General features: G+C 72.9%; 14 protein-coding genes. 8 read left to right on the top strand and 6 right to left on the bottom strand.

Features of this window, described 5'->3' with window-relative positions; translation table 11 throughout:
• Positions 1 to 5: 5 nt before the first annotated feature.
• The 7 genes from ACFRAC_RS04265 (at position 6) to ACFRAC_RS04235 (ending at position 8,620) form a co-directional block, all read left to right on the top strand.
• Positions 6 to 1,214: an ROK family protein gene (locus ACFRAC_RS04265; protein WP_382920393.1), complete on the top strand. Its 1,209-nt coding sequence runs from the start codon at positions 6 to 8 to the stop codon at positions 1,212 to 1,214.
• A 220-nt stretch (positions 1,215 to 1,434) separates the two neighbouring features.
• Positions 1,435 to 2,034 carry an N-acetylmuramoyl-L-alanine amidase gene (locus ACFRAC_RS04260; RefSeq protein ID WP_382920390.1) on the top strand — a complete coding sequence of 200 codons (600 nt, stop codon included), beginning with the start codon at positions 1,435 to 1,437 and terminating at the stop codon, positions 2,032 to 2,034.
• A gap of 117 nt (positions 2,035 to 2,151) precedes the next feature.
• Positions 2,152 to 3,429 (top strand): GAF domain-containing protein, encoded by a 1,278-nt coding sequence (locus ACFRAC_RS04255; RefSeq protein WP_382920387.1) that lies wholly within the window; start codon positions 2,152 to 2,154, stop codon positions 3,427 to 3,429.
• Between the two features lie 112 nt (positions 3,430 to 3,541).
• Positions 3,542 to 5,065, top strand: coding sequence for an aldehyde dehydrogenase (gene adh / locus ACFRAC_RS04250; RefSeq protein WP_382920384.1), 1,524 nt, complete (start codon positions 3,542 to 3,544; stop codon positions 5,063 to 5,065).
• A 341-nt stretch (positions 5,066 to 5,406) separates the two neighbouring features.
• Positions 5,407 to 6,354 (top strand): phosphotransferase family protein, encoded by a 948-nt coding sequence (locus ACFRAC_RS04245; protein WP_382920381.1) that lies wholly within the window; start codon positions 5,407 to 5,409, stop codon positions 6,352 to 6,354.
• 261 nt (positions 6,355 to 6,615) lie between these two features.
• The gene (locus tag ACFRAC_RS04240) at positions 6,616 to 7,023 is read left to right on the top strand and encodes an FKBP-type peptidyl-prolyl cis-trans isomerase (RefSeq protein WP_382921126.1); all 408 of its coding nucleotides are present in this window, start codon (positions 6,616 to 6,618) and stop codon (positions 7,021 to 7,023) included.
• A 373-nt stretch (positions 7,024 to 7,396) separates the two neighbouring features.
• Positions 7,397 to 8,620, top strand: a complete 1,224-nt coding sequence (locus ACFRAC_RS04235; RefSeq protein WP_382920378.1) for a metallophosphoesterase — start codon at positions 7,397 to 7,399, stop codon at positions 8,618 to 8,620.
• Positions 8,621 to 8,970: 350 nt separating this feature from the next.
• On the opposite strand, the gene ACFRAC_RS04230 is transcribed toward ACFRAC_RS04235, so the two are convergent.
• Together ACFRAC_RS04230 and ACFRAC_RS04225 are read right to left on the bottom strand one after the other, a co-directional pair.
• Positions 8,971 to 9,246 (bottom strand): hypothetical protein, encoded by a 276-nt coding sequence (locus ACFRAC_RS04230; RefSeq protein WP_361345975.1) that lies wholly within the window; start codon positions 9,244 to 9,246, stop codon positions 8,971 to 8,973.
• Positions 9,247 to 9,351: 105 nt separating this feature from the next.
• The gene (locus tag ACFRAC_RS04225; protein ID WP_382920375.1) at positions 9,352 to 10,551 is read right to left on the bottom strand and encodes a cysteine desulfurase-like protein; all 1,200 of its coding nucleotides are present in this window, start codon (positions 10,549 to 10,551) and stop codon (positions 9,352 to 9,354) included.
• A gap of 208 nt (positions 10,552 to 10,759) precedes the next feature.
• Between ACFRAC_RS04225 and ACFRAC_RS04220 the strand changes: the two genes are divergently transcribed.
• Positions 10,760 to 11,683 (top strand): LysR family transcriptional regulator, encoded by a 924-nt coding sequence (locus ACFRAC_RS04220; RefSeq protein ID WP_382920372.1) that lies wholly within the window; start codon positions 10,760 to 10,762, stop codon positions 11,681 to 11,683.
• Positions 11,684 to 11,689: 6 nt separating this feature from the next.
• On the opposite strand, the gene ACFRAC_RS04215 is transcribed toward ACFRAC_RS04220, so the two are convergent.
• From ACFRAC_RS04215 to ACFRAC_RS04200, 4 genes are read right to left on the bottom strand one after another with little or no spacing between them, the layout of a single operon-like run.
• A complete protein-coding gene (locus ACFRAC_RS04215; RefSeq protein WP_382920369.1) occupies positions 11,690 to 12,298 on the bottom strand; it encodes a sarcosine oxidase subunit gamma in 609 nt (202 codons plus the stop codon).
• Positions 12,291 to 15,482, bottom strand: a complete 3,192-nt coding sequence (locus ACFRAC_RS04210) for a sarcosine oxidase subunit delta (RefSeq protein WP_382920366.1) — start codon at positions 15,480 to 15,482, stop codon at positions 12,291 to 12,293. The genes ACFRAC_RS04215 and ACFRAC_RS04210 overlap by 8 nt, the downstream gene beginning before the upstream one ends.
• Positions 15,483 to 15,495: 13 nt before the next feature.
• Complete coding sequence (locus ACFRAC_RS04205) at positions 15,496 to 16,731, bottom strand: sarcosine oxidase subunit beta family protein (protein WP_382920363.1); 1,236 nt, start codon at positions 16,729 to 16,731, stop codon at positions 15,496 to 15,498.
• Between the two features lie 40 nt (positions 16,732 to 16,771).
• Entirely contained in the window at positions 16,772 to 19,210 is a 2,439-nt protein-coding gene (locus tag ACFRAC_RS04200; RefSeq protein ID WP_382920360.1) for an FAD-dependent oxidoreductase, read from the bottom strand.
• Positions 19,211 to 19,406 lie beyond the last annotated feature (196 nt).

Below are 19,406 nucleotides of genomic sequence, written 5' to 3'. Positions count from 1 at the left end.
GAGGCATGACCGCACCGCTGCACGAGGTCAACCCGGCGGGCGCCGGGCGCGCGCTGCCCGACACCCAGCAGGGCATGCGCCGCCGCAATCTCGCCCGGGTGATGCACACGGTCAGCGCCGACGGGCCGCTCTCGCGCGCGGCCGTGGCCACCCGGATCGGGCTGACCCGCGCGGCGGTCTCCACACTGGTCGACGAGCTGATCCGCTCGGGTCTGCTGGAGGAGCTGGGCCCCGAGCGACCCGGCCGGGTCGGCCGTCCCGGGTCGGCCCTCGCGGTCAGCGCCCACGGGCCGGCCGGGATCGGCGCGGAGGTCGGCGTGGACCATCTCGCCGTCTGCGCCGTCGACCTGCGCGGCGAGGTACGGGCCCGGGCCGTGCGCCATACCGCGAACCGGGGCCGGGCCGCCGAGCCGGTGCTCGCCGAACTCGGCGAACTCGTGGACCAGATCGTCGCGGAGGCGGGCCGCGAGGGGCTGTGGCCGGCCGGTCTGGCCGTGGCCGTGCCGGGTCTGGTGGCCCGCGACGCCCGGACCGTCGTCCGCGCCCCCAACCTCGACTGGCGGGACACCGACCTGGGCGACCTGCTCACCACCGACCTCCCCCTCACGGTGGGCAACGAGGCCAACTTCGGCGCCCTCGCCGAACTGTGGCTGGGCGACGGCACACCGCAGGACTTCCTGCACGTGTCGGCGGAGATCGGTATCGGCGCCGCGGTCGTCGTGGACGGATCGCTGCTGCACGGGACGCGCGGATTCGCGGGCGAGCTGGGGCACATGCCCGTCCAGCCCGAAGGACCCGCGTGCCCCTGCGGTGGTCGGGGCTGCCTCGAGCAGTACGCGGGTGAGGAGGCGGTGCTGCGCGCGGCCGGGCTGGAGCCGGGTGAGGACCGGGTCGGGCTGCTGGCGGAACGGGCCGCCGACGGGGACGAGGCCGTGCGGGGCGCGCTGCGCGAGGCGGGCACGGCGCTCGGCATCGCGCTGACGGGCGCCGTCAATCTGCTCGACCCCCGCACGGTGGTGCTCGGCGGCGCCCTGGCCGCACTCGCGCCGTGGCTCCTGCCGTCGCTGGAGTCGGAACTGGACCGGCGGACCGCGGGCCCCGCCTGTCCCGTGTCCGTGTCCCGGCTGGGTCCCGAGGGGCCTCTGCTGGGGGCCGCGCACGCGGTCGTGCGGGCGGTGCTGGACGACCCGGCCTCGGTGGCCCAGCGGGCCTGATCCCGGCTCAGGCGGACCGAGTTCACTCACGTGAGTGAGCGAGTTGTCCACAACTCCCGGGCGGTCCACGGAAATACGGCCGGGCCTTCTGCCTGCTGGTCCGGGGCGTACCTTGATTCACATGCCGTCCGCCCCAGCCCGGCCCCAGGTCACGGCCGGCGTCGGTCCCCTCCGTCCCTCCCTCGGCCCACCTCTCCTTCTTTGAAAGGCGGTTCACGTCGTGGAGCGCGTACGCACCCACCTCAGCAGACGTCACGTCCTGCAGGGGACCGCACTCGCCGCCGTCCCTTACGTCCTGCTTCCCGTGCCGCGAGCCGGTGCGCGTGTTCCCGGACCGGACCAGCCGTCCGCCGAGTGGCGGCCGGCGGGCGGGGGCACCTACACCCTCGCGCACCCGGGGACGGCCCGCACGATCGACCGGGTGATCATCCACATGACACAGACCATGTACCGCAAGACCCTGTTCCTCTTCGAGGCCGGGCGGAAGAAGGTGTCCGCGCACTACGTCGTCCGGTCCGCCGACGGGCACACCTCGCAGTGTGTCCGCGAGTCCGACATCGCCTGGCACGCGGGGAACTGGCAGTACAACGAGCGCAGTATCGGCATCGAGCACGAGGGGTGGGTGGACGAGCCGTCCTACTTCACCGACGTGATGTACGAGAGCTCCGCCCGGCTCACTGCCGCGATCTGCGCCCGGCACGGGATACCCAGGGACCGCACGCACATCATCGGGCACCACCAGGTGCCGGGCAGCGACCACACCGATCCCGGGCCGTACTGGGACTGGGCCCGCTACATACGGCTGGTCAGGGCCGCCTGAGAGTCTGTACGGCCGCGCCGCCGGGACATCGATCGAGTGAGCACCGTCGAAGAGGTTGTCGGCGCGCCTACCCGGCGTGACGATGTCCCCAGCCGCATCGCCGTCCGGGAGGCCGAATTGTCCGATCCGTGGGTGGCCCTGGAGCCGGGGACCGACCCTGCCGAACGTGTCCGAGTGCTGCGTCGCGCCCATGAGACCTTCACCGCGGTGGGCACCGTGCCCAGACCGGTGCGTGCCGTGGTGGCGGACTCGTGGCGGCGTTCCGCGCGGGCCGGAGTCGGACCGGACGGCACGGCGAGCGTGGAGCTGGTGGACGGCGACCTCGGCGCCTACCGGGCGGAGCATCCGCTGGCGCGGGTGATGCCGTTGTTCCGGGAGCTGATGGGCACGTTCGCCGCCGACGGCGAGCATCTGCTCGCGGTGTGCGACGCGCACGGCAGGCTGCTGTGGGTCGAGGGGCATCCGGCGACCCGGCGCAAGGCGGACCGGATGAACTTCGTGCCGGGTGCGCGCTGGGCGGAGACCGCCGTGGGGACGAACGCGCCGGGGACGGCGGTCGCCGTCGGCCGTCCGGTGCAAGTGTTCGCGGCGGAGCACTTCATCCGCCGGGTGCAGCCGTGGACGTGTGCGGCGGCGCCCGTGCACGATCCGCGTACCGGGCGGGTCCTCGGAGCAGTGGACATCACGGGTGGGGACGGGCTCGCCCATCCGCACAGTCTCGGTTTCGTGCAGGCGGTCGCGCGGGCGGCGGAATCGCATCTGGCGCTGCTCGGCCCCCAGGACGACCCGGTCGGTGCGCCCGAACTGACCGCGCTGGGGCGGGACGAGGCGCAGCTCCTGGTCGGCGGCCACAGGATCAGGCTCAGCCGGCGGCACAGCGAGATCGTGGTGCTGCTGGCACGGCATCCGGAGGGGCTGACCGGCGACGAGCTGCTGTGCGCCCTGTACGAGGACGAGTCGGTGACGCCGGTGACCCTGCGCGCCGAACTGGCCCGGTTGCGCCGGACGTTGGGACCGTCGCTGCTGGGTTCGCGGCCCTACCGGCTGATGGTGCCGCTGGAGTCGGACGTGGCGGTCGTCGAACGCCGGCTGGAGGCGGGCGCGGTCACGGCCGCGGCGACGGCGTACGCCGGTCCGCTGCTGCCGGGCTCGCAGGCACCGGCGGTGGTTCGGCTCAGGCGCCGCCTGTCCGACGGTCTGCGGACGGCGCTGATCGCCCGCCGCGACCCGGACCTGCTGGCCGACTGGGCACACGCGCCATGGGGCGAGGACGACCTGGACGTGTGGCGGGCGCTGGCGGCGGTCCGGCCGACACCGGCCGTACGGTCGCGGCTGGCCGCGCTGGAGCGCGAACTGACCGCCGGACCCGTGTGGGAGCACCGTTCGCCGGGGTGAGCGGCGCCGTGGGCGCGGCGGCGCACGCAACCTGGTTGCAACCTCGCCGCTCCTAGCCTCGCGGTGCGAGCTGCCCGACGGCGGGCAGCGCTTCATCAGGAGGCAGAGCAAGATGACCCGTTACGCGGCGCCCGGCACCGACGGCGCGATCGTCTCCTACCAGGCGCGTTACGACCACTTCATCGGCGGTGAGTACGTGCCGCCGAGCCGGGGGCAGTACTTCGAGAACCCGTCGCCGGTGACCGGTCAGCCGTTCACCGAGATCGCGCGGGGCACGGCGGAGGACGTGGAGCGGGCCCTCGACGCGGCGCACGCGGCCGCTCCGGCGTGGGGCCGTACCTCGGTCGCCGAGCGGGCCGGGATCCTGCTGAAGATCGCCGACCGTATGGAGGCCAACCTGGAGCGGCTGGCCGTCGCCGAGAGCTGGGAGAACGGCAAGCCGGTGCGGGAGACGCTGGCGGCCGACATCCCGCTGGCCATCGACCACTTCCGCTACTTCGCGGGCACGATCCGGGCGCAGGAGGGGACGCTCGGCGAGGTGGACGACGACACGGTGGCGTACCACTTCCACGAGCCGTTGGGCGTGGTCGCGCAGATCATCCCGTGGAACTTCCCCATTCTGATGGCCACGTGGAAGCTGGCGCCGGCGCTGGCCGCGGGCAACGCGGTGGTGCTCAAGCCGGCCGAGCAGACCCCGGCGTCCATCCACTACTGGCTCAGCCTGGTCGCCGATCTGCTGCCGCCCGGCGTGCTGAACATCGTCAACGGCTTCGGTGTGGAGGCGGGCAAGCCGCTGGCGTCCAGCCCCAGGGTGGCCAAGGTGGCGTTCACCGGCGAGACCACCACCGGCCGGCTGATCATGCAGTACGCCTCGGAGAACATCACGCCGGTGACCCTGGAACTCGGCGGCAAGTCCCCGAACATCTTCTTCGACGACGTCTGGTCGGCCGCCGACGACTTCCGGGACAAGGCGCTCGAGGGCTTCACGATGTTCGCCCTCAATCAGGGCGAGGTCTGCACCTGCCCGTCCCGGGCCCTGGTGCAGCGTGGCGCGTACGCGGAGTTCATGGAGGCCGCGGTCGCGCGGACGGAACAGATCAAGACCGGTCACCCGCTGGACACGGACACGATGATCGGCGCGCAGGCGTCCAACGACCAGTTGGAGAAGATCCTCTCCTACCTCGACATCGGCCGGCAGGAGGGGGCGAAGGTCCTCACGGGTGGTGAACGCCTGGAGCACGAGGGTGAGTTGAAGGGCGGCTACTACGTCCAGCCGACCATCTTCGAGGGCGACAACCGCATGCGGATCTTCCAGGAGGAGATCTTCGGGCCGGTCGTGTCGGTGACGTCGTTCGACGACTTCGACGACGCCATCAAGATCGCCAACGACACGCTGTACGGTCTCGGTGCGGGCGTGTGGACCCGGGACGTCAACACCGCGTACCGCGCGGGCCGGGCCATCCAGGCGGGCCGCGTGTGGACGAACTGCTACCACGCGTATCCGGCACATGCCGCGTTCGGGGGCTACAAAGGCTCCGGGATCGGCCGCGAGACGCACAAGATGATGCTGGAGCACTACCAGCAGACGAAGAACCTCCTGGTGTCGTACTCGCCGAAGAAGCTGGGCTTCTTCTAGACGCAGAAGAAGGGCGCCTGACCAGGGCAGACGCCCGGCAGGCGCCCTTCTCGGCGCACATCTGTGCAGCGAGTCGTCAGAGGTCCTGACGAATGCCTTGGACGTGTCGGTGTGCGATGAGGCAGGTCGCGAGACCGAATGGGCCTTCATGAATGTCGTCGCGTCGTTCCCACCGGACGCGACGGCATCGGAATCCATGGAGCCGGGCAAGGGTGCACGGCGCCCGGCAGCGCTCCGTCACCGGGTGTCGCGCGGGCGAGGGGCCTACGGTGGGAGATGGTCCCGGTGTCGGCCCCGCCGACCGGCCGGTGGTTCACGCCGGGGGCGGAAGGAGGCACGAGATGTCCGATGCGACACGGGACACCACGGCCCGGCGTGTGCGGCATTTCATCGACGCCGGATATCCCGACGCCGGGCCCGTCGAGGCGGCGGTGGAGGGAGCCGTCTACCGACTCGGGGACGGAACGGTGGCCAAGGTGTGGGAGCGCCGACGGGGATCCGAACTGCGACGGATGCAGCGTTTCTACGCCGATGCCGCGGCGCGCCTGCCGTTCGGCACCCCGGAGATCCTCGCCGTCGAGGACATCGACGATGTCCCGATGACCGTGGAGCGGGAGCTGACCGGCGAGCCCCTGGCGGGCAAGATCCGCACCGACGACCCGGACGAGGTGCTGCCCGAAGCGGTCGACTGCCTGGTCGGCGTGCTGCGCGCCCTCGCGGACGCCCATGACGTCGACGAGGTCAAGCACCTTCCTGTGCTGGACGAGGAACGCCCGCTGTGGGAAGGCCACACCACTTTCGGATCGGCCCTGGCGGACCTGGTGGACCGGCGGGTCAGCCGGTGCGCGGACCGGCTCTCCACGCATGTCCGGGACTTCGACGACACGCGCGCCCGGCTGCTTGGGAAGCTGCGCTCGCTGCCCCGTACCGACGAGGCGGTCGTCCACGGTGACGTCTTCCCGGAGACCGTGCTGGTGGACGACGATCTGCGGCCGCTCGCCCTCGTGGACTACGGCTTCCTGTCCACGGGCGGGGACCCCCGGTTCGACGCCGCCGTGGCCGCGGCCATCTTCCCTGCGGGCACCGAGCGCGCCCCGGAGATCACCCGGCAGCTCACCACGCGGTTCGCCGACGAGTTCGGCTACGCGGTCGACGACCTCCTGCTGTACCGGGCCGCCTATGCTATGGCCACGAGCGACGCCTTCGCGCCGGGCGGCGGTGACGAGCACTTCGACTGGTGCGTCACCGTGCTCGAGGACCCGGCCGTCGCCGAGTCCCTGCACCGGTGACGCACCGTGGGCAGCCGGTCAGCACGGATGAGTGGGTGTTCAGGTTCGCCGTCTCGGCCGTCGCCCCGTGCCGGCGATCACCGTGTGACCTGCGCGTGCCGGTCGCGTTCATCGGTCGTGCGAAAGATCATCACGTGCGGCCACCGGATCTGGTGTGCTTCGGGATCGGCGTCGTCGGTAGCGTGACCATCTGCCGCACCGACGGTCCATGTGTCCGACTGGTCCGAGCGACGGCTTCCGGTTGATGGTGATGAGGCTGCAATGAGTGAACTGACGAAGCCCGCGGTCGACGTTCCGGAGGGTGACGCTCCTACCGAGCTGACCACCCGGGACCTGGTCGTCGGGGACGGGGCTGAGGTGAAGCCGGGCATGGTGGTCAGAGTCCACTATGTCGGGGTGACATTCGAGTCCGGGAAGGAGTTCGATGCCTCCTGGGACCGCGGTCAGCCGTTCAAGTTCGCCCTGGGCAGTGGCAAGGTCATCAAGGGCTGGGACCGGGGAGTCAGAGGCATGAAGGTCGGCGGTCGGCGCGAGATCATCGTTCCCCCGCGTCTCGGCTACGGCAATCAGTCGCCTTCGCCGTTGATCCCGGCGGGCTCGACCCTGGTCTTCGTGGTGGACCTGCTGGACTCGTATTCCCGCACAACCGGGTGGAGCAACGCCCAGTGACCCTCCTCCCCTGCGGCGTGCCGCGTCGTCCGCCGGGGTGGGCACCTCCGTGCTCCTCGCTGTCGCTCCTGCTTCCTCCTCCGCAGCGTCCGAACGGTTCCGCTGCGACTCGTTGACCGCCGCTCGTCGCACTGCCGATCACAGCGCCGGCCCGAGAATGCCTCGCCCAGCAGCAACACATTGCGCAAGCCGAGGGCGCCTGCTCGGGTCGGAGGGCCCGCAGGCGCCCTCTCGCGCCACGGCTTGGCGCTGGGGCCGCTGTCAGGACGGTGGTTCGGCGACAGGCTCCAGCGCCCACCGCCCGGCTCGCCCCGGCCGCCTCGCGGCCCACCGGATACAGTGCGCGGGACGGCAGCCCGGTGGGAGGGGACGCGTGACCGACACCAGCAACATCCGATCCGCCGACGGTGAGGCGCCCGCCCCGAAGCCGAGGCGCCTGCTGCACCGCGTGATGCGCTACCTCCCCGCGATCGCCCCCGTCCTGCTGTGGGCCGTGCCGTGCGTCGTGCTTCTGCACACCGGCCAGCACTGGCCGCTGCCCGTCACCCTCGCCGGCACCGCCCTGTTCGTGCTCGGTCTCGCCGCCATGCCGGTGGCCATGGCGCGCGGTCACGGGCGGCGTCAGCAGGACCGCGCCGCCATCGTCGGCGACACACTGTTGGGCGGCAGCTGGGTGCTGTTCACCTGGTCGCTTCTGCTCGGCGTGCCGCTGCGGATCCTTCTGGCCGTGGCCGGCGTCGGCGACGGACAGGACCGGGCCCGGCTCGTCACCTGCGCCGTCCTCGGCGTCACCGCCGCCCTGCTCGCCTGGGGGTACGCCGAGGCCAGGCGCGTGCCCCGCGTGCGGCAGGTCGAGGTTCACCTGCCCCGGCTGGGCGCCGGGTTGGACGGCCTGCGGGTCGCTCTCATCACCGACACCCACTACGGCCCCCTCGACCGCGCCCGCTGGTCCGCGCGGGTCTGCGACACGGTGAACGGCCTCGAAGCCGACCTGGTCTGCCACACCGGCGACATCGCGGACGGCACCGCCGCCCGCCGCCGTGCCCAGGCGGCCCCGCTCGGAACCGTGCGGGCCACCCGGGCCAAGGTGTACGTCACCGGCAACCACGAGTACTACAGCGAGGCTCAGGGCTGGGTCGATCTGATGGACGAGCTGGGCTGGGAGCCGCTGCGCAACCGCCATCTGCTGCTCGAGCGCGGCGGCGACACCCTGGTGGTCGCGGGGGTGGACGACGTCACCGCCGAGTCGTCCGGACTGGCCGGCCACCGTGCCGACGTGGCCGCGGCCCTGGAGGGCGCCGACCCCGGCCTGCCCGTCCTGCTGCTGGCGCACCAGCCGAAGTTCGTGGACCGGGCGGCGGCCGCCGGTGTCGACCTCCAGCTCTCGGGGCACACGCACGGCGGTCAGATCTGGCCCTTCCATCACCTGGTCCGGCTCGACCAGCCCGCCCTCGCCGGTCTCAGCCGGCACGGCACCAGGACCCACCTCTACACGAGTCGCGGCACCGGCTTCTGGGGCCCGCCCTTCCGGCTCTTCGCCCCCAGCGAGATCACCCTGCTCGTGCTCCGCTCCCCGGACCCGGCCGCCTCCGCGTAGCCCGCGGTGTCAGAGGGGCGCCGGTTCCCGGTGCTCCGTCAGCATCCGCACGTGGAAACGGGCTTCGGCCCGTTCCTGCCGGGCCGGGCAGCATGTCGCCCTGGAATCCGCCCCCGACGGCCCCCGTTCCTGGAGTGCCTCGCGCAACGCGCCCTCGAACGCCCTGTGCTGGGCGGGGCGTCCAGGTGACGCAGGATCACCCGCTCCCAATGGCCCCATGAGGCAGGGCCGTTCGGCGTGGACGGACGCCGGTCAGGGGGCTCGGCTCCTTTGGGGCCCCGGAAAACGGGGCAGCCAGGCGGCCGGCTGACGCCGGCCGCCTGGCTGACTGCCGCGATGCGGGGGTTCGCTCAGAAGGCGCTGTTGTTGCAGCCCATCGACGAGCCGAGGTGGGTGTTCTGCGCGCCCGAGTCGCCCTCGCCGTTGAGGCCGTTGCCGAGGACGCCGTTGAGCAGGCCGACGACACCGAGGACGTCGATGTTCAGGTCGTGCGACTTGCACTCGGTGCTCTGCTGGACCTTGTAGGCGCTGCCCTGCGGGCCGTCGGCGTGGGCGGTGCCGGCAGCGAGGAAGCTGACGCTGCCGAGAGCGGCGACCATGACGGCAGCCTTGCGAAGCTTGAGCATTTGATCTCCGATGGAGCGAGGTGGATGCGAAACGTGAGAGTGTGACCCCTCACGATTTACGGAGATTAGTGAGAAATGTCCTGAATTGCCTTTTGGCGCGCCGTGTCAGAGGAAGGACGCCAGCCCCTCCAGCAAACGGTCCACCTCCTCGGCGGTGTTGTACGGCGCGAGACCCACACGCAGCGCGGGGTCCGGCAGTTCCAGCGCGGTGAAGGGCTCATGGGCGTAGAACGACCCGGCGGGGGCCACCACATCGCGCGCCGCCAGATGGGACTGCGCCGCGCGGGCGTCGCGTCCCTCCAGGGTCATCAGCAGGGTCGGAGTGCGGTCGGCCGCCTTCGTGTGGACGGTCACCGCGTCGCCGAGACCGCGCAGCCCCTCCTCCAACCGGGCGCTCAGCACGGTCTCGTGCGCGTGCAGCGAGGCCAGCGAGTACGCGAGCCGCTCCCGGCGCGTACCCTCGGCCGCGGGGTCCAGCACGGCGAGGAAGTCCACGGCCGCCGTCGCGCCCGCCAGCGTCTCGTACGGCAGTGTGCCCAACTCGAAGCGCTCCGGCACCGCGTCGGAGGACGGCAGGAGCTTGTCCGGCCGCAGTGTCTCCAGCAGTTCGGGATCGCCGGCCAGTACACCGCAGTGCGGGCCGAGGAATTTGTACGGTGAGCAGACGAACAGATCGGCGCCCAGCGCCGGGACGTCCACGAGGGCGTGCGCGGCGTAGTGCACGCCGTCCACGTAGACCAGCGCGCCGGCCTCGTGGGCCAGGTCGGCGATCCGGCGGACCGGAGGCTTGGTGCCGAGCACGTTCGAGGCGGCCGTCACCGCGACCAGCCGGGTGCGGGAGGACAGCGCGCGCTCGAACGAGGCCAGGTCGAGCTCCGTGGTGTCGTCGTCCAGTTCGATCCAGCGCACGGTCACCCCGGCCCGCTCGGCGGCCTGGATCCAGGGGCGGACGTTGCAGTCGTGGTCCAGGCGGCTGACGATGATCTCGTCGCCGGCCGTCCAGCCCTTGGCCAGGTGCCGGGAGAAGTCGTACGTCAGCTGGGTGGCGCTGCGCCCGTGGACGACGCCGTGCGCGGGCACGGCGAGCAGGTCCGCGTAAGCGGCGCGGAACTCCGCGACGGCGCGCTCCGCGTTCAGCTCCGAGGGGCTGACCGCGCCCCGGTTGGACAGCGGTCCGGTCAGCGTGGCCGCGATGGCCTCGGCGACGGGCCGCGGGGTCTGGGTCCCGCCCGGACCGTCGAAGAAGGCCAGCCCCTGCCGGAGGGACGGGAAGTGGGCCCGGAGAGCGGTCAGGTCGATGGCCATGGTCTCGGCTTTCGGGAGCGACGGGAGCGGTCTGCCGGCGGATGCCGGAGGGGTCCGTGACGCCGTGTCGTCCGCCCGTGCGACAGCCCGGACGCCGCGGACACCCCCTAGACTCTGGCACCCGGTGGCACGACACGTAAAGCGATGGATCACGAAGTGAGAGTTCACGAATCATGAGGGGTCGGATGCTCGTGCGAGGCGGCGCGTCATGAAGAACCAGCCGGATCTGAAGCTGCTGTCCACGCTCCTGGCCGTGGTCGAGCACGGCTCCATGGCCGCCGCGGCGGCAGCGCTCGGCTATGTGCCGTCCGCGGTGTCGCAGCACATCGCCGCCCTGGAACGCGACCTGGGTGTCGAGCTGCTGGTCCGCAGGCCGGGCAGCCGGCTGATCCTCACCGCCGCCGGCCGGTCGCTGGCCCGCGCGGCCGGGGAGCTGTTCGAGGCGACCGCCCGCTTCCGTGACACCGCCGACGGCATCGCCCGCCGGGACGTCGCCGAGTTGCGCGTCGGCGCGTACCCCAGCGCGGTGAGCCATCTGTTCCCCGACGTGCTGTCCGCGCTACGGCCCCGGGAGCGGGGCGTCCAAGTACGGCTGATCATCGTGGAGACGCACGCGGGGCTGCCCAGGGTCCGGTCCGGCGACCTCGACCTGCTCATCGCCTACCGGTACCTCCCGGAGGACCCCCCCGTCGCGTCCGCCGAGCTGGCCCTCACCTCGCTCGGCCACGAGCCCCTCGTCCTCGTCGCGGGTCGGCGACCCGGTCGCCGCCCCCTCGCCCTGGAGGACTGCCTGGACCGGGAGTGGACGTCCGGCCCGGCGACCAGTCCCGACCGGCGGCTGCTGCACCGCTGGGCAGGTGAGCTGGGCATCTCGCCGGAGGTGACGCTGGAGACGGAGGATCTGCACAGCATGCTGGCGATGATCCGGGCGGGCCTCGCCGTGGGCTGGATCCCGGCCACCCTGATCGCCGGGGAGCGCGGCGACGAGGGCGTCCAGCGCGTGGTGCTGCCGTCCGGCTCGGCGCCGCTGTGCCGGGAGGTCCTGGCAGTGAGCCGGCCCGGCACCCGGCCCCCGGTGGCCGACGAACTGGTCGCGCTGCTGACGCGGGCGCTGCGGGGCATCAGGGCGTAGCGCCCCCTAGGGGGCAGCCGTGTCCCGGAGATATTCCGTGGCCGCGTCGAGCAGCCAGTCCGTCAGGTACCCGGCGTACGACGAGCGGACCAGCACCCGGAGTCCGGCCCGGTGCGGCTCACGGGCGACCAGGACGACCTGGGTGCGGCCCAGTGTCGTCCGGGCGCACCGGCCGGGGCCGAAGACGCGCGGGTGCAGGTCGAGGGCGCAGCCGTGGGACAGCAGGTCGCGGGCGCGGGGCCCGGAGACGAGGAGGGTGGTGTGCTGTGCGGAGACGTCGACCACGGACACGGGCTCGTCCCCCGCGGCGTCCCGGATGCGGCGCTCCAGCCGCCGCTCGCCACCGGGCGGCGCCACCAGCAGCCACTCGTCCGGCCCCAGCCACAGCGCGGTCAGGTCCCCGGACCGGCCGACGGTGTGGGGCTGGACGGGGAGGTGCAGGTCCAGGGCCAGTCCCACGGCCCCGGCCGCCGCGCCCTTCGGGTCGAGGCGTACGTCCAGCAGGGTGAGGAAGGGGATCTCGGCCAGCCGGACCGCGCCTCGGGAAGCACGGGTGGCGGCGGCCAGGCGGTGCCTGTGTCCGGCCAGGGGGCTACGCGGGGCGGGGTCAGCCATCGCGACGGGCTCCCTCGGGGTCGTAGAGGACGGGGTGGACGACGGTCACCGGGACCAGCCGGTCGCCGACGGGCGCGAACAGCCGCTCCCCGACGCGTTCGCGGCCGCCCTTGACCAGGGCGAGCGCGAAGGTGCGGCCCAGGGCGGCGCTGCGGTAGCTGGAGGTGACGTGGCCGAGGGTCGGGGCCGGCGGGGCCGGCAGCACACCGTCCGCGATCAGGTGGGTGCCTTCGGGGAGGAGGGTGTCGCGGTCGTCGGGCAGGACGCCCACCAGGTGCTTGCGGTCGGGGCGGACGGTGTCGGCGCGGGTGTGGGACCGCTTGCCGACGAAGTCGCGCTTCGTGCGGGACACCACCCAGTGCATGCCGAGGTCCTGCGGGGTGACGGTGCCGTCGGTATCCTGCCCGATGACCGGGTAGCCCTTCTCCGCCCGCAGCACGTGCATGGTCTCGGTGCCGTACGGGGTGATCCCGTACGGGGCGCCGGCCCGGTGCACGGCCTCCCAGACGGTGAGCGCGTGCCACGCGGGCACGTTGATCTCGTAGGCGAGTTCGCCGGAGAAGCTGATCCGGCACACCCGGGCCTCGACGCCCGCCACGGCCGCGTCGCGCCAGGCCATGAAAGGGAAGTCCTCGGCGCCGACGGCGAGGCCGGGTGCGAGGGCGGCCAGCACCGCGCGGGACTCCGGGCCGACCAGGGCGACCGTCGCCCACTGCTCGGTCACGGAGGTGCAGTAGGCCTTCAGCTCCGGCCACTCCGTCTGCAGCCACTCCTCCATCCAGTCCAGGACGGCGGCCGCGTTGCCGGTGGTCGTCGTGACGAGAAAGCGGTCCGGGGCGAGGCGGGTGACCGTGCCGTCGTCGAAGACCATGCCGTCCGGGCGGCACAGGACGCCGTAGCGGATCACGCCGGTCCGCAGGGTGCTGATCAGGTTGGTGTAGAGCCGGTCGAGGAGGACGCCGGCGTCCGGGCCCTGGACGTCGATCTTGCCGAGGGTGGAGGCGTCCATGAAGGCCACGCCCTCACGGGCCGCCCGGCACTCGCGCAGCACGGCGGCCGTCATGTCCTCGCCGTCGCGCGGGTAGTACCAGGGCCGCTTCCACTGGCCGACGTTCTCGAAGAGGGCGCCGTGCGCGGCGTGCCACGCGTGCAGCGCGGTGGTGCGGACCGGGTCGCGCAGGGCGCCCCGGTCACGGCCGGCGAGGGCGGCGAAGGACACGGGGGTGTAGGGCGGGCGGAACGTGGTCGTGCCGAGGTCGGCGACGTCGACGCCGAGCAGTCCGGCGACGACGCCGCTCGCCAGGACGCCGGACGTCTTGCCCTGGTCGCCCGCGGTGCCGGCGGTGGTGTAGCGCTTGGTGTGCTCGACGGAGCTCAGCCCGGCGCCGGTGGCGCGTGCCAGGTCGGCGACGGTGACGTCCCGTTGGAGGTCGACGAAGCGCGGGCCGGGGTCGTCGCCGGGGACGTCGTACACCTCCATCGGTGGCGTCGGGCGCGGTTGCGGGGCGGGCCTCGGCAGGCGCGGGGACGTGGGCGGGTGCCCCTCGGCCCGGACGGCCCGGGCTCCCGCCGCCGCGCCGTGCCGCAGGGCCGCCGCCAGGTCGAGCACGCCGCCGGCGGCGCCCACGACCTCGACGGCCTGCCGTGTCCGGTCGGGGACGAAGCCGCCCAGCGCCGGGTCGTGGCGGAGGGTGCCGCCGGACTGGCTGAACAGGTGCACGACCGGGTTCCAGCCGCCGGAGACGAGCAGCAGGTCGGCGGTGAACCGGCGTCGTGCGGCGGGGCGTTCGCACGCGGCGACGGTGACGGCGGTGAGACGTGCCGTGCCGTCGGTGCCGGTGACGGCGTGCCCGGTCAGCACCTCGATGCCGGCCTCTCTCGCGCGGGCGGCCCACTCCCCCGCGTCGGGCCGGGTGTCGAGGACGGCGGCGACGCGCACACCGGCCGCCGCGAGGTCGAGCGCCGCCGGGTAGGCGGTGTCGTTGGTGGTGAGGACGACGGCCTCGTGGCCCGGCAGGACGCCGTACCGGTTGACGTACGTACGGGCCGAGGCGGCCAGCATCACACCGGGGCGGTCGTTGTCGGGGAAGGCGAGCGGGCGTTCGTGGGCGCCGGTGGCGAGGACGACGCGGCGGGCACGGACGCGCCACACCCGTTCGCGGGCGACGTGGGCGGGGGCGGCGGCGCCGAGGTGGTGGGTGCGGCGCTCGACGGCGAGGAGGTGGTTGTCGTCGTAGTACCCGAAGACGGTGGTGCGGGTCAGGACGCGTACCTCGGGGGCGTGTCGGAGGTGGGCGGTGACCTCATGGACCCAGTCGAGGTGGTCGCCGGTCCCGAGGAGGCCGCCCCCGGGCTCCGGCCGGTCGTCCGCGAGGACGACCCGGGCGCCGCTGTCCGCCGCCGCGGCGGCCGCCGCGAGCCCGGCCGGGCCGGCGCCGACGATCAGCAGGTCGCAGTGGGCGTGCACGGCGTCGTAGCGGGCGGGGTCGGGGGTGGCGGCGAGGCGTCCGCGGCCGGGGAGGCTGCTCGCGACGAGGCCGTCGTACAGCTCGACGGTCGTGGCGGGGAGCATCGGTTCGGGGAAGGGCTCCTCGATCTGGACGAGCGCGTTGGGCTCTTCGACACCCGCGGAGAAGATGCCTCGGGGGCGGCCGAGCTTGATGCTGGTACCGGTGCGGACGACGCCGTTGGCGAGGAGGGCGGAGGCCAGGCTGTCGCCTCGGCAGCCCTGGTACACGGTGCCGTCGAAGGTGAAGGTGAGGGGGGTACCGCGGTCGGTCCGGCCTCGGGTCGCGTGGCGGGAGGAGTGATCCAGGGCGGCCTCGGCAAGGGGCTGTGCCCGTGGGGCCGGTCCCTGAAGGGGTGTGTCCTCGAGAGGCCGGCAGGCCGGGACACTCGGCCTCGGTTCGAGCGCCTGCGGACGCTCCTCGCCCGGGCGGTACACCGCCAGGATCTCGTTCGTCGACGTGTCCCGGACCGCGTGGAACCAGCGCCGGCAGCCCGCCGTGTGCATCCAGCGTTCGGCGGACGGGCCTTGGGGGTTGTCGCGGAAGAAGAGGTGGCGGGCCCACTCCTCGTCGGTCAGGGCGGCCGGGTCCTCGGGGTAGGGCACATGGGCCTGGCCGCCGTGGTGGAACTCGGCCTCGTCGCGGGGCCCGCACCACGGGCAGGGGATCAGCAGCATGCGTCGGCTCCCCCTAGTGGGCCACGGCGGCCGCGCCGTGCTCGTCGACGAGCGCGCCGGTGGTGAATCGGTCGAGACAGAACGGGACGTTGAGGGCGTGCGGCCGGTCGTGGGCGATGGTGTGCGCGTAGACCCAGCCGACGCCGGGGGTGGCCTTGAACCCGCCGGTGCCCCAGCCGCAGTTGAGGTAGAGGCCGCTGACGGGCGTGAGGCCGACGATGGGCGAGGCGTCGGGGCTGACGTCGACGATGCCGCCCCAGGTGCGCAGGACGTGGGCGCGGGCGAACACCGGGAAGAGTTCCAGGGCCGCCGCCATCTGCTCCTCGATGATGTGGAAGGCGCCCCGCTGGGTGTAGGAGGGGTACGCGTCGATGCCGGCGCCCATGACCAGCTCGCCCTTGTGGGCCTGGCTGACGTACACGTGGACCGCGTTGGACATGACGACCGTGGGGTGGACCGGTTCCAGGAGTTCGGACACGAGCGCCTGCAACGGGTGGCTCTGCAGCGGGAGTTCGATGCCGGCCAAGGCCGCGAGGACGGAGGTGTGGCCCGCCGAGCACAGGGCGACCCGGCCCGCCGCGACCGGCCCGAGGTTCGTGCGGACGCCGGTCACCCGGCCGTCGGTGATGTCGATGCCGGTGACCTGGCAGTTCTGGATGATGTCGACGCCCGCCGCGTCCGCCGACCGGGCGAGGCCCCACGCCACATGGTCGTGCTTGGCGATGCCCGCGCGGGGCTGGTAGGTGGCCCCCAGGACCGGGTGGCGGACGTCGGGTGAGGTGTCGACGATCGGGCAGACCTCCTTGACGCCGTCGGCGTCGAGCCATTCCGCGTCGACGCCGTTGAGGCGGTTGGCCTCCACGCGGCGCACGCCGTCGCGGACGTCCTGGAGGCTGTGCGCCAGGTTCAGCACGCCCCGCTGGGAGAACAGCAGCGGGTAGTCGAGTTCGTCCTCCAGCCCCTCCCACAGCCTCAGCGCGTGCTCGTAGATGCCGGCGCTCTCGTCCCACAGGTAGTTGGAGCGGATGATCGTGGTGTTGCGGGCCATGTTGCCGCCCGCGAGCCAGCCCTTCTCCAGCACGGCGACGTCGGTGATGCCGTGGTTCCTGGCGAGGTAGTGGGCGGTGGCCAGACCGTGCCCCCCGCCGCCGACGATCACCACGTCGTACGCCCTTTTCAGGTCGGGGGTGCGCCAGAGCCGGTCGGGGTGCTCGGGGAGGCCGGCGCCCGGGGTGCGGGGGCTGCTCATGGATGCTCCGTCCGCCGGAGGGGACTGCGAGGGGGTGCGCTCATCCCCGCAGCCGGGACATGGCCGGGTCGAACAGCGGCTCCTCGGCCACGACCGCGTCGACGCGCCGGCCGAAGTAGCCGATGTGCAAGGCCGTGCCGGGGACGGCGAGTTCGGCCGGGAGCCACGCGTAGGCGATGCCGGTGCCGACCGTGTAGCCGTACCCGGCGCTGGTGACGTGGCCGACGGGGCGGTCGCCGTCGTACACGGGTTCCTTGCCCATCACGACCGACCGCGGGTCGTCGACGGTCAGGCAGGTCAGCCGGCGCCGGACGGCGGTCCTGCGGCGTTCCAGCGCGGCCTTGCCGATGAAGTCGTCCTTGTCGGTTCTGACGGCGAAGCCGAGACCGGCCTCGTAGGGGTCGTGCTCGAAGGTCATGTCGGTGCCGAAGGCGCGGTAACCCTTCTCCAGGCGGAGGCTGTTGAAGGCGCCCCGGCCCGCGAGGACGCCGCCGAGGGGTTCGGCGGCCCGCCACAGGGTGTCCCACAGGCGCAGCCCCAGGTCGGCCGTGGTGTACAGCTCCCAGCCGAGTTCACCGACGTACGACAGCCGCATCGCCGTCACCGGGACGCTGCCGACGTGGGTGCGCCGGGCGCGGAAGTACTTCAGGCCGGCGTCGGAGAAGTCGTCGTCGGTGAGGGGCTGGAGGACGTCCCGGGCGAGCGGGCCCCACAGGCCGACGCAGCAGGTGCCCGGTGTGATGTCGCGGACCTGGGCGGTGCCGTCGGCGGGGAGGTGGCGGGTGATCCAGTCGAGGTCGAGGTTGCCGTTGACGCCGACCTGGAAGAGGTCGCGGCCGAGGCGGGCGACGGTGATGTCGCCGCGGATGCCGCCGTCGTGGTCGAGGAGGAGGGTGTAGGTGACCGAGCCGGTCGACTTGGCGACCCGGCCGGTGCACAGGCGCTCCAGGAGGGGGGCGGCGCCGGGGCCGCTGACCTCCAGCCGTTTGAGGGCCGTCATGTCGTACAGGGCGACGGTCTCGCGGGTGGCCTGCGCCTCGGCGCCGACGACCGGCGACCAGTGGCGGGCCGCCCAGTCGTTCGGCCTGGGGATCGAACGGCCTTCGAGGAGGCGGGCGTTGGACTCGTACCAGTGCGGGCGTTCCCAGCCGTTCGCCTCCAGGAAGAACGCGCCGTGCTCCCGCTGGCGGACGTGGAAGGGGCTGGTGCGCAGGGGGCGCGGGTCCCCGGACGGCTGGAGCGGGTGGAGGATGTCGTACACCTCGACGAAGTTGCGGCAGTCACGGGTCAGCACGTACTCCGGTGCCAGCTGGTGCGGTTCGAAGCGGTTGACGTCGCATTCGTGCAGGTCGAAGGATGAGCAGTGGCCGTCGACGAGCCATTCGGCCATGGCCCGGCCGACGCCGGCGCTGTGGGTGACCCAGACGGCCTCGGCGACCCAGAAGCCCTTGACGTCCAAGGACTCCCCGAGGAGCGGGAAGTTGTCGGTGGTGAAGGAGAAGAGGCCGTTGACCCCCTCCTCGACCTTCGCCTCCCGGGTGGCGGGCAGCAGGGCGCGGGTCTCGGTCCAGGCCGGTGCGAAGTCCTCCTCGGTGAAGGCCAGGACGGACGGCATCCCGCCGGCCTCGTCCACGGGGAGGATGTCGTCGGCGCTGACCGGCATCGGGCGGTGCCCGTAGAAGCCGATGCCGAGGCGGTCGAAGCGGTCGCGGTAGTAGAGGTCGGCGTCCTGGTGGCGCAGGATCGGGTGGACCGCCTCCTCGGTCCGGCCGGCGAGGGCGGGGACGGGCCCCGTCCAGGCGAGCTGGTGGGCGAGCGGGGTCAGCGGCAGGTTCATCCCGGCCATGCGGGCGATGCGCGGGCCCCAGATGCCGGCGCAGCACACCACGATGTCGGCGCCCAGGTCGCCGTGGTCGGTGCGGACTCCGGTGATCTCGCCGTCGGCGATGCGGAGGTCGAGGACCTCGTGCCGGTCGAGGACGCGTACGCCGCGCGCGCGGGCGCGGCGGAGCTGGGCCTCGACGGCGAGGACGGCCCGGGCGAGGCCGTCGGTGGGCACGAGGAGTCCGCCGAGGACGCGGTCGCGGTCGAGCAGCGGGTGCCGGGCGACGCATTCGTCGGGGTCCAGCAGCCGGGCCTCGACGCCCCAGGCCGTGATCCAGCCGTGCCGGCGCCGCAGTTCGGCCAGCCGCTCGGGGCCGGTGGCCACTTCGAGGCCGCCGACCTGGAGGAAGCAGGGCGTGCCGTCGACGTCGAGGGAGCTGAGCTTGTCGACGGTGTAGCGGGCCAGGTGGGTCATGGTCTTCGAGGGGTTGGTCTGGAAGACCAGGCCGGGGGCGTGCGAGGAGGAACCGCCGGTGGCGGGGACGGGGCCCTGGTCGACGACGGTGACCTCGGTCCAGCCCCGGGCGGAGATCTCGTCGGCGAGAGCCGCTCCGACGACGCCCGCTCCGATGATGACCACTCGAGGTCCCGCCATCGCCGCACCTCCGCTCGAGTTGCTTCGTGCGCAACGTGCCTCGGGTCGCGCAACTCAATGTGCCCGCCGGGTCCAGGGGTGTCAAGGGGGCCGGGTGACGGCGCGGAACGGCTCCGGGAAGCACGAAGGCCCGGTGGGCGGCGCGGGTGGCGCCCCCGGCCCCCCGCCCGCCCCCAAGGGTAAAAGAGGCACCGGG

This window comes from Streptomyces sp. NPDC056628 (genome assembly GCF_042792555.1).
GTDB lineage: Bacteria > Actinomycetota > Actinomycetes > Streptomycetales > Streptomycetaceae > Streptomyces.
Note: the sequence above shows the minus strand (reverse complement) of the source record. Positions and strands in the feature narration are given on the sequence as shown.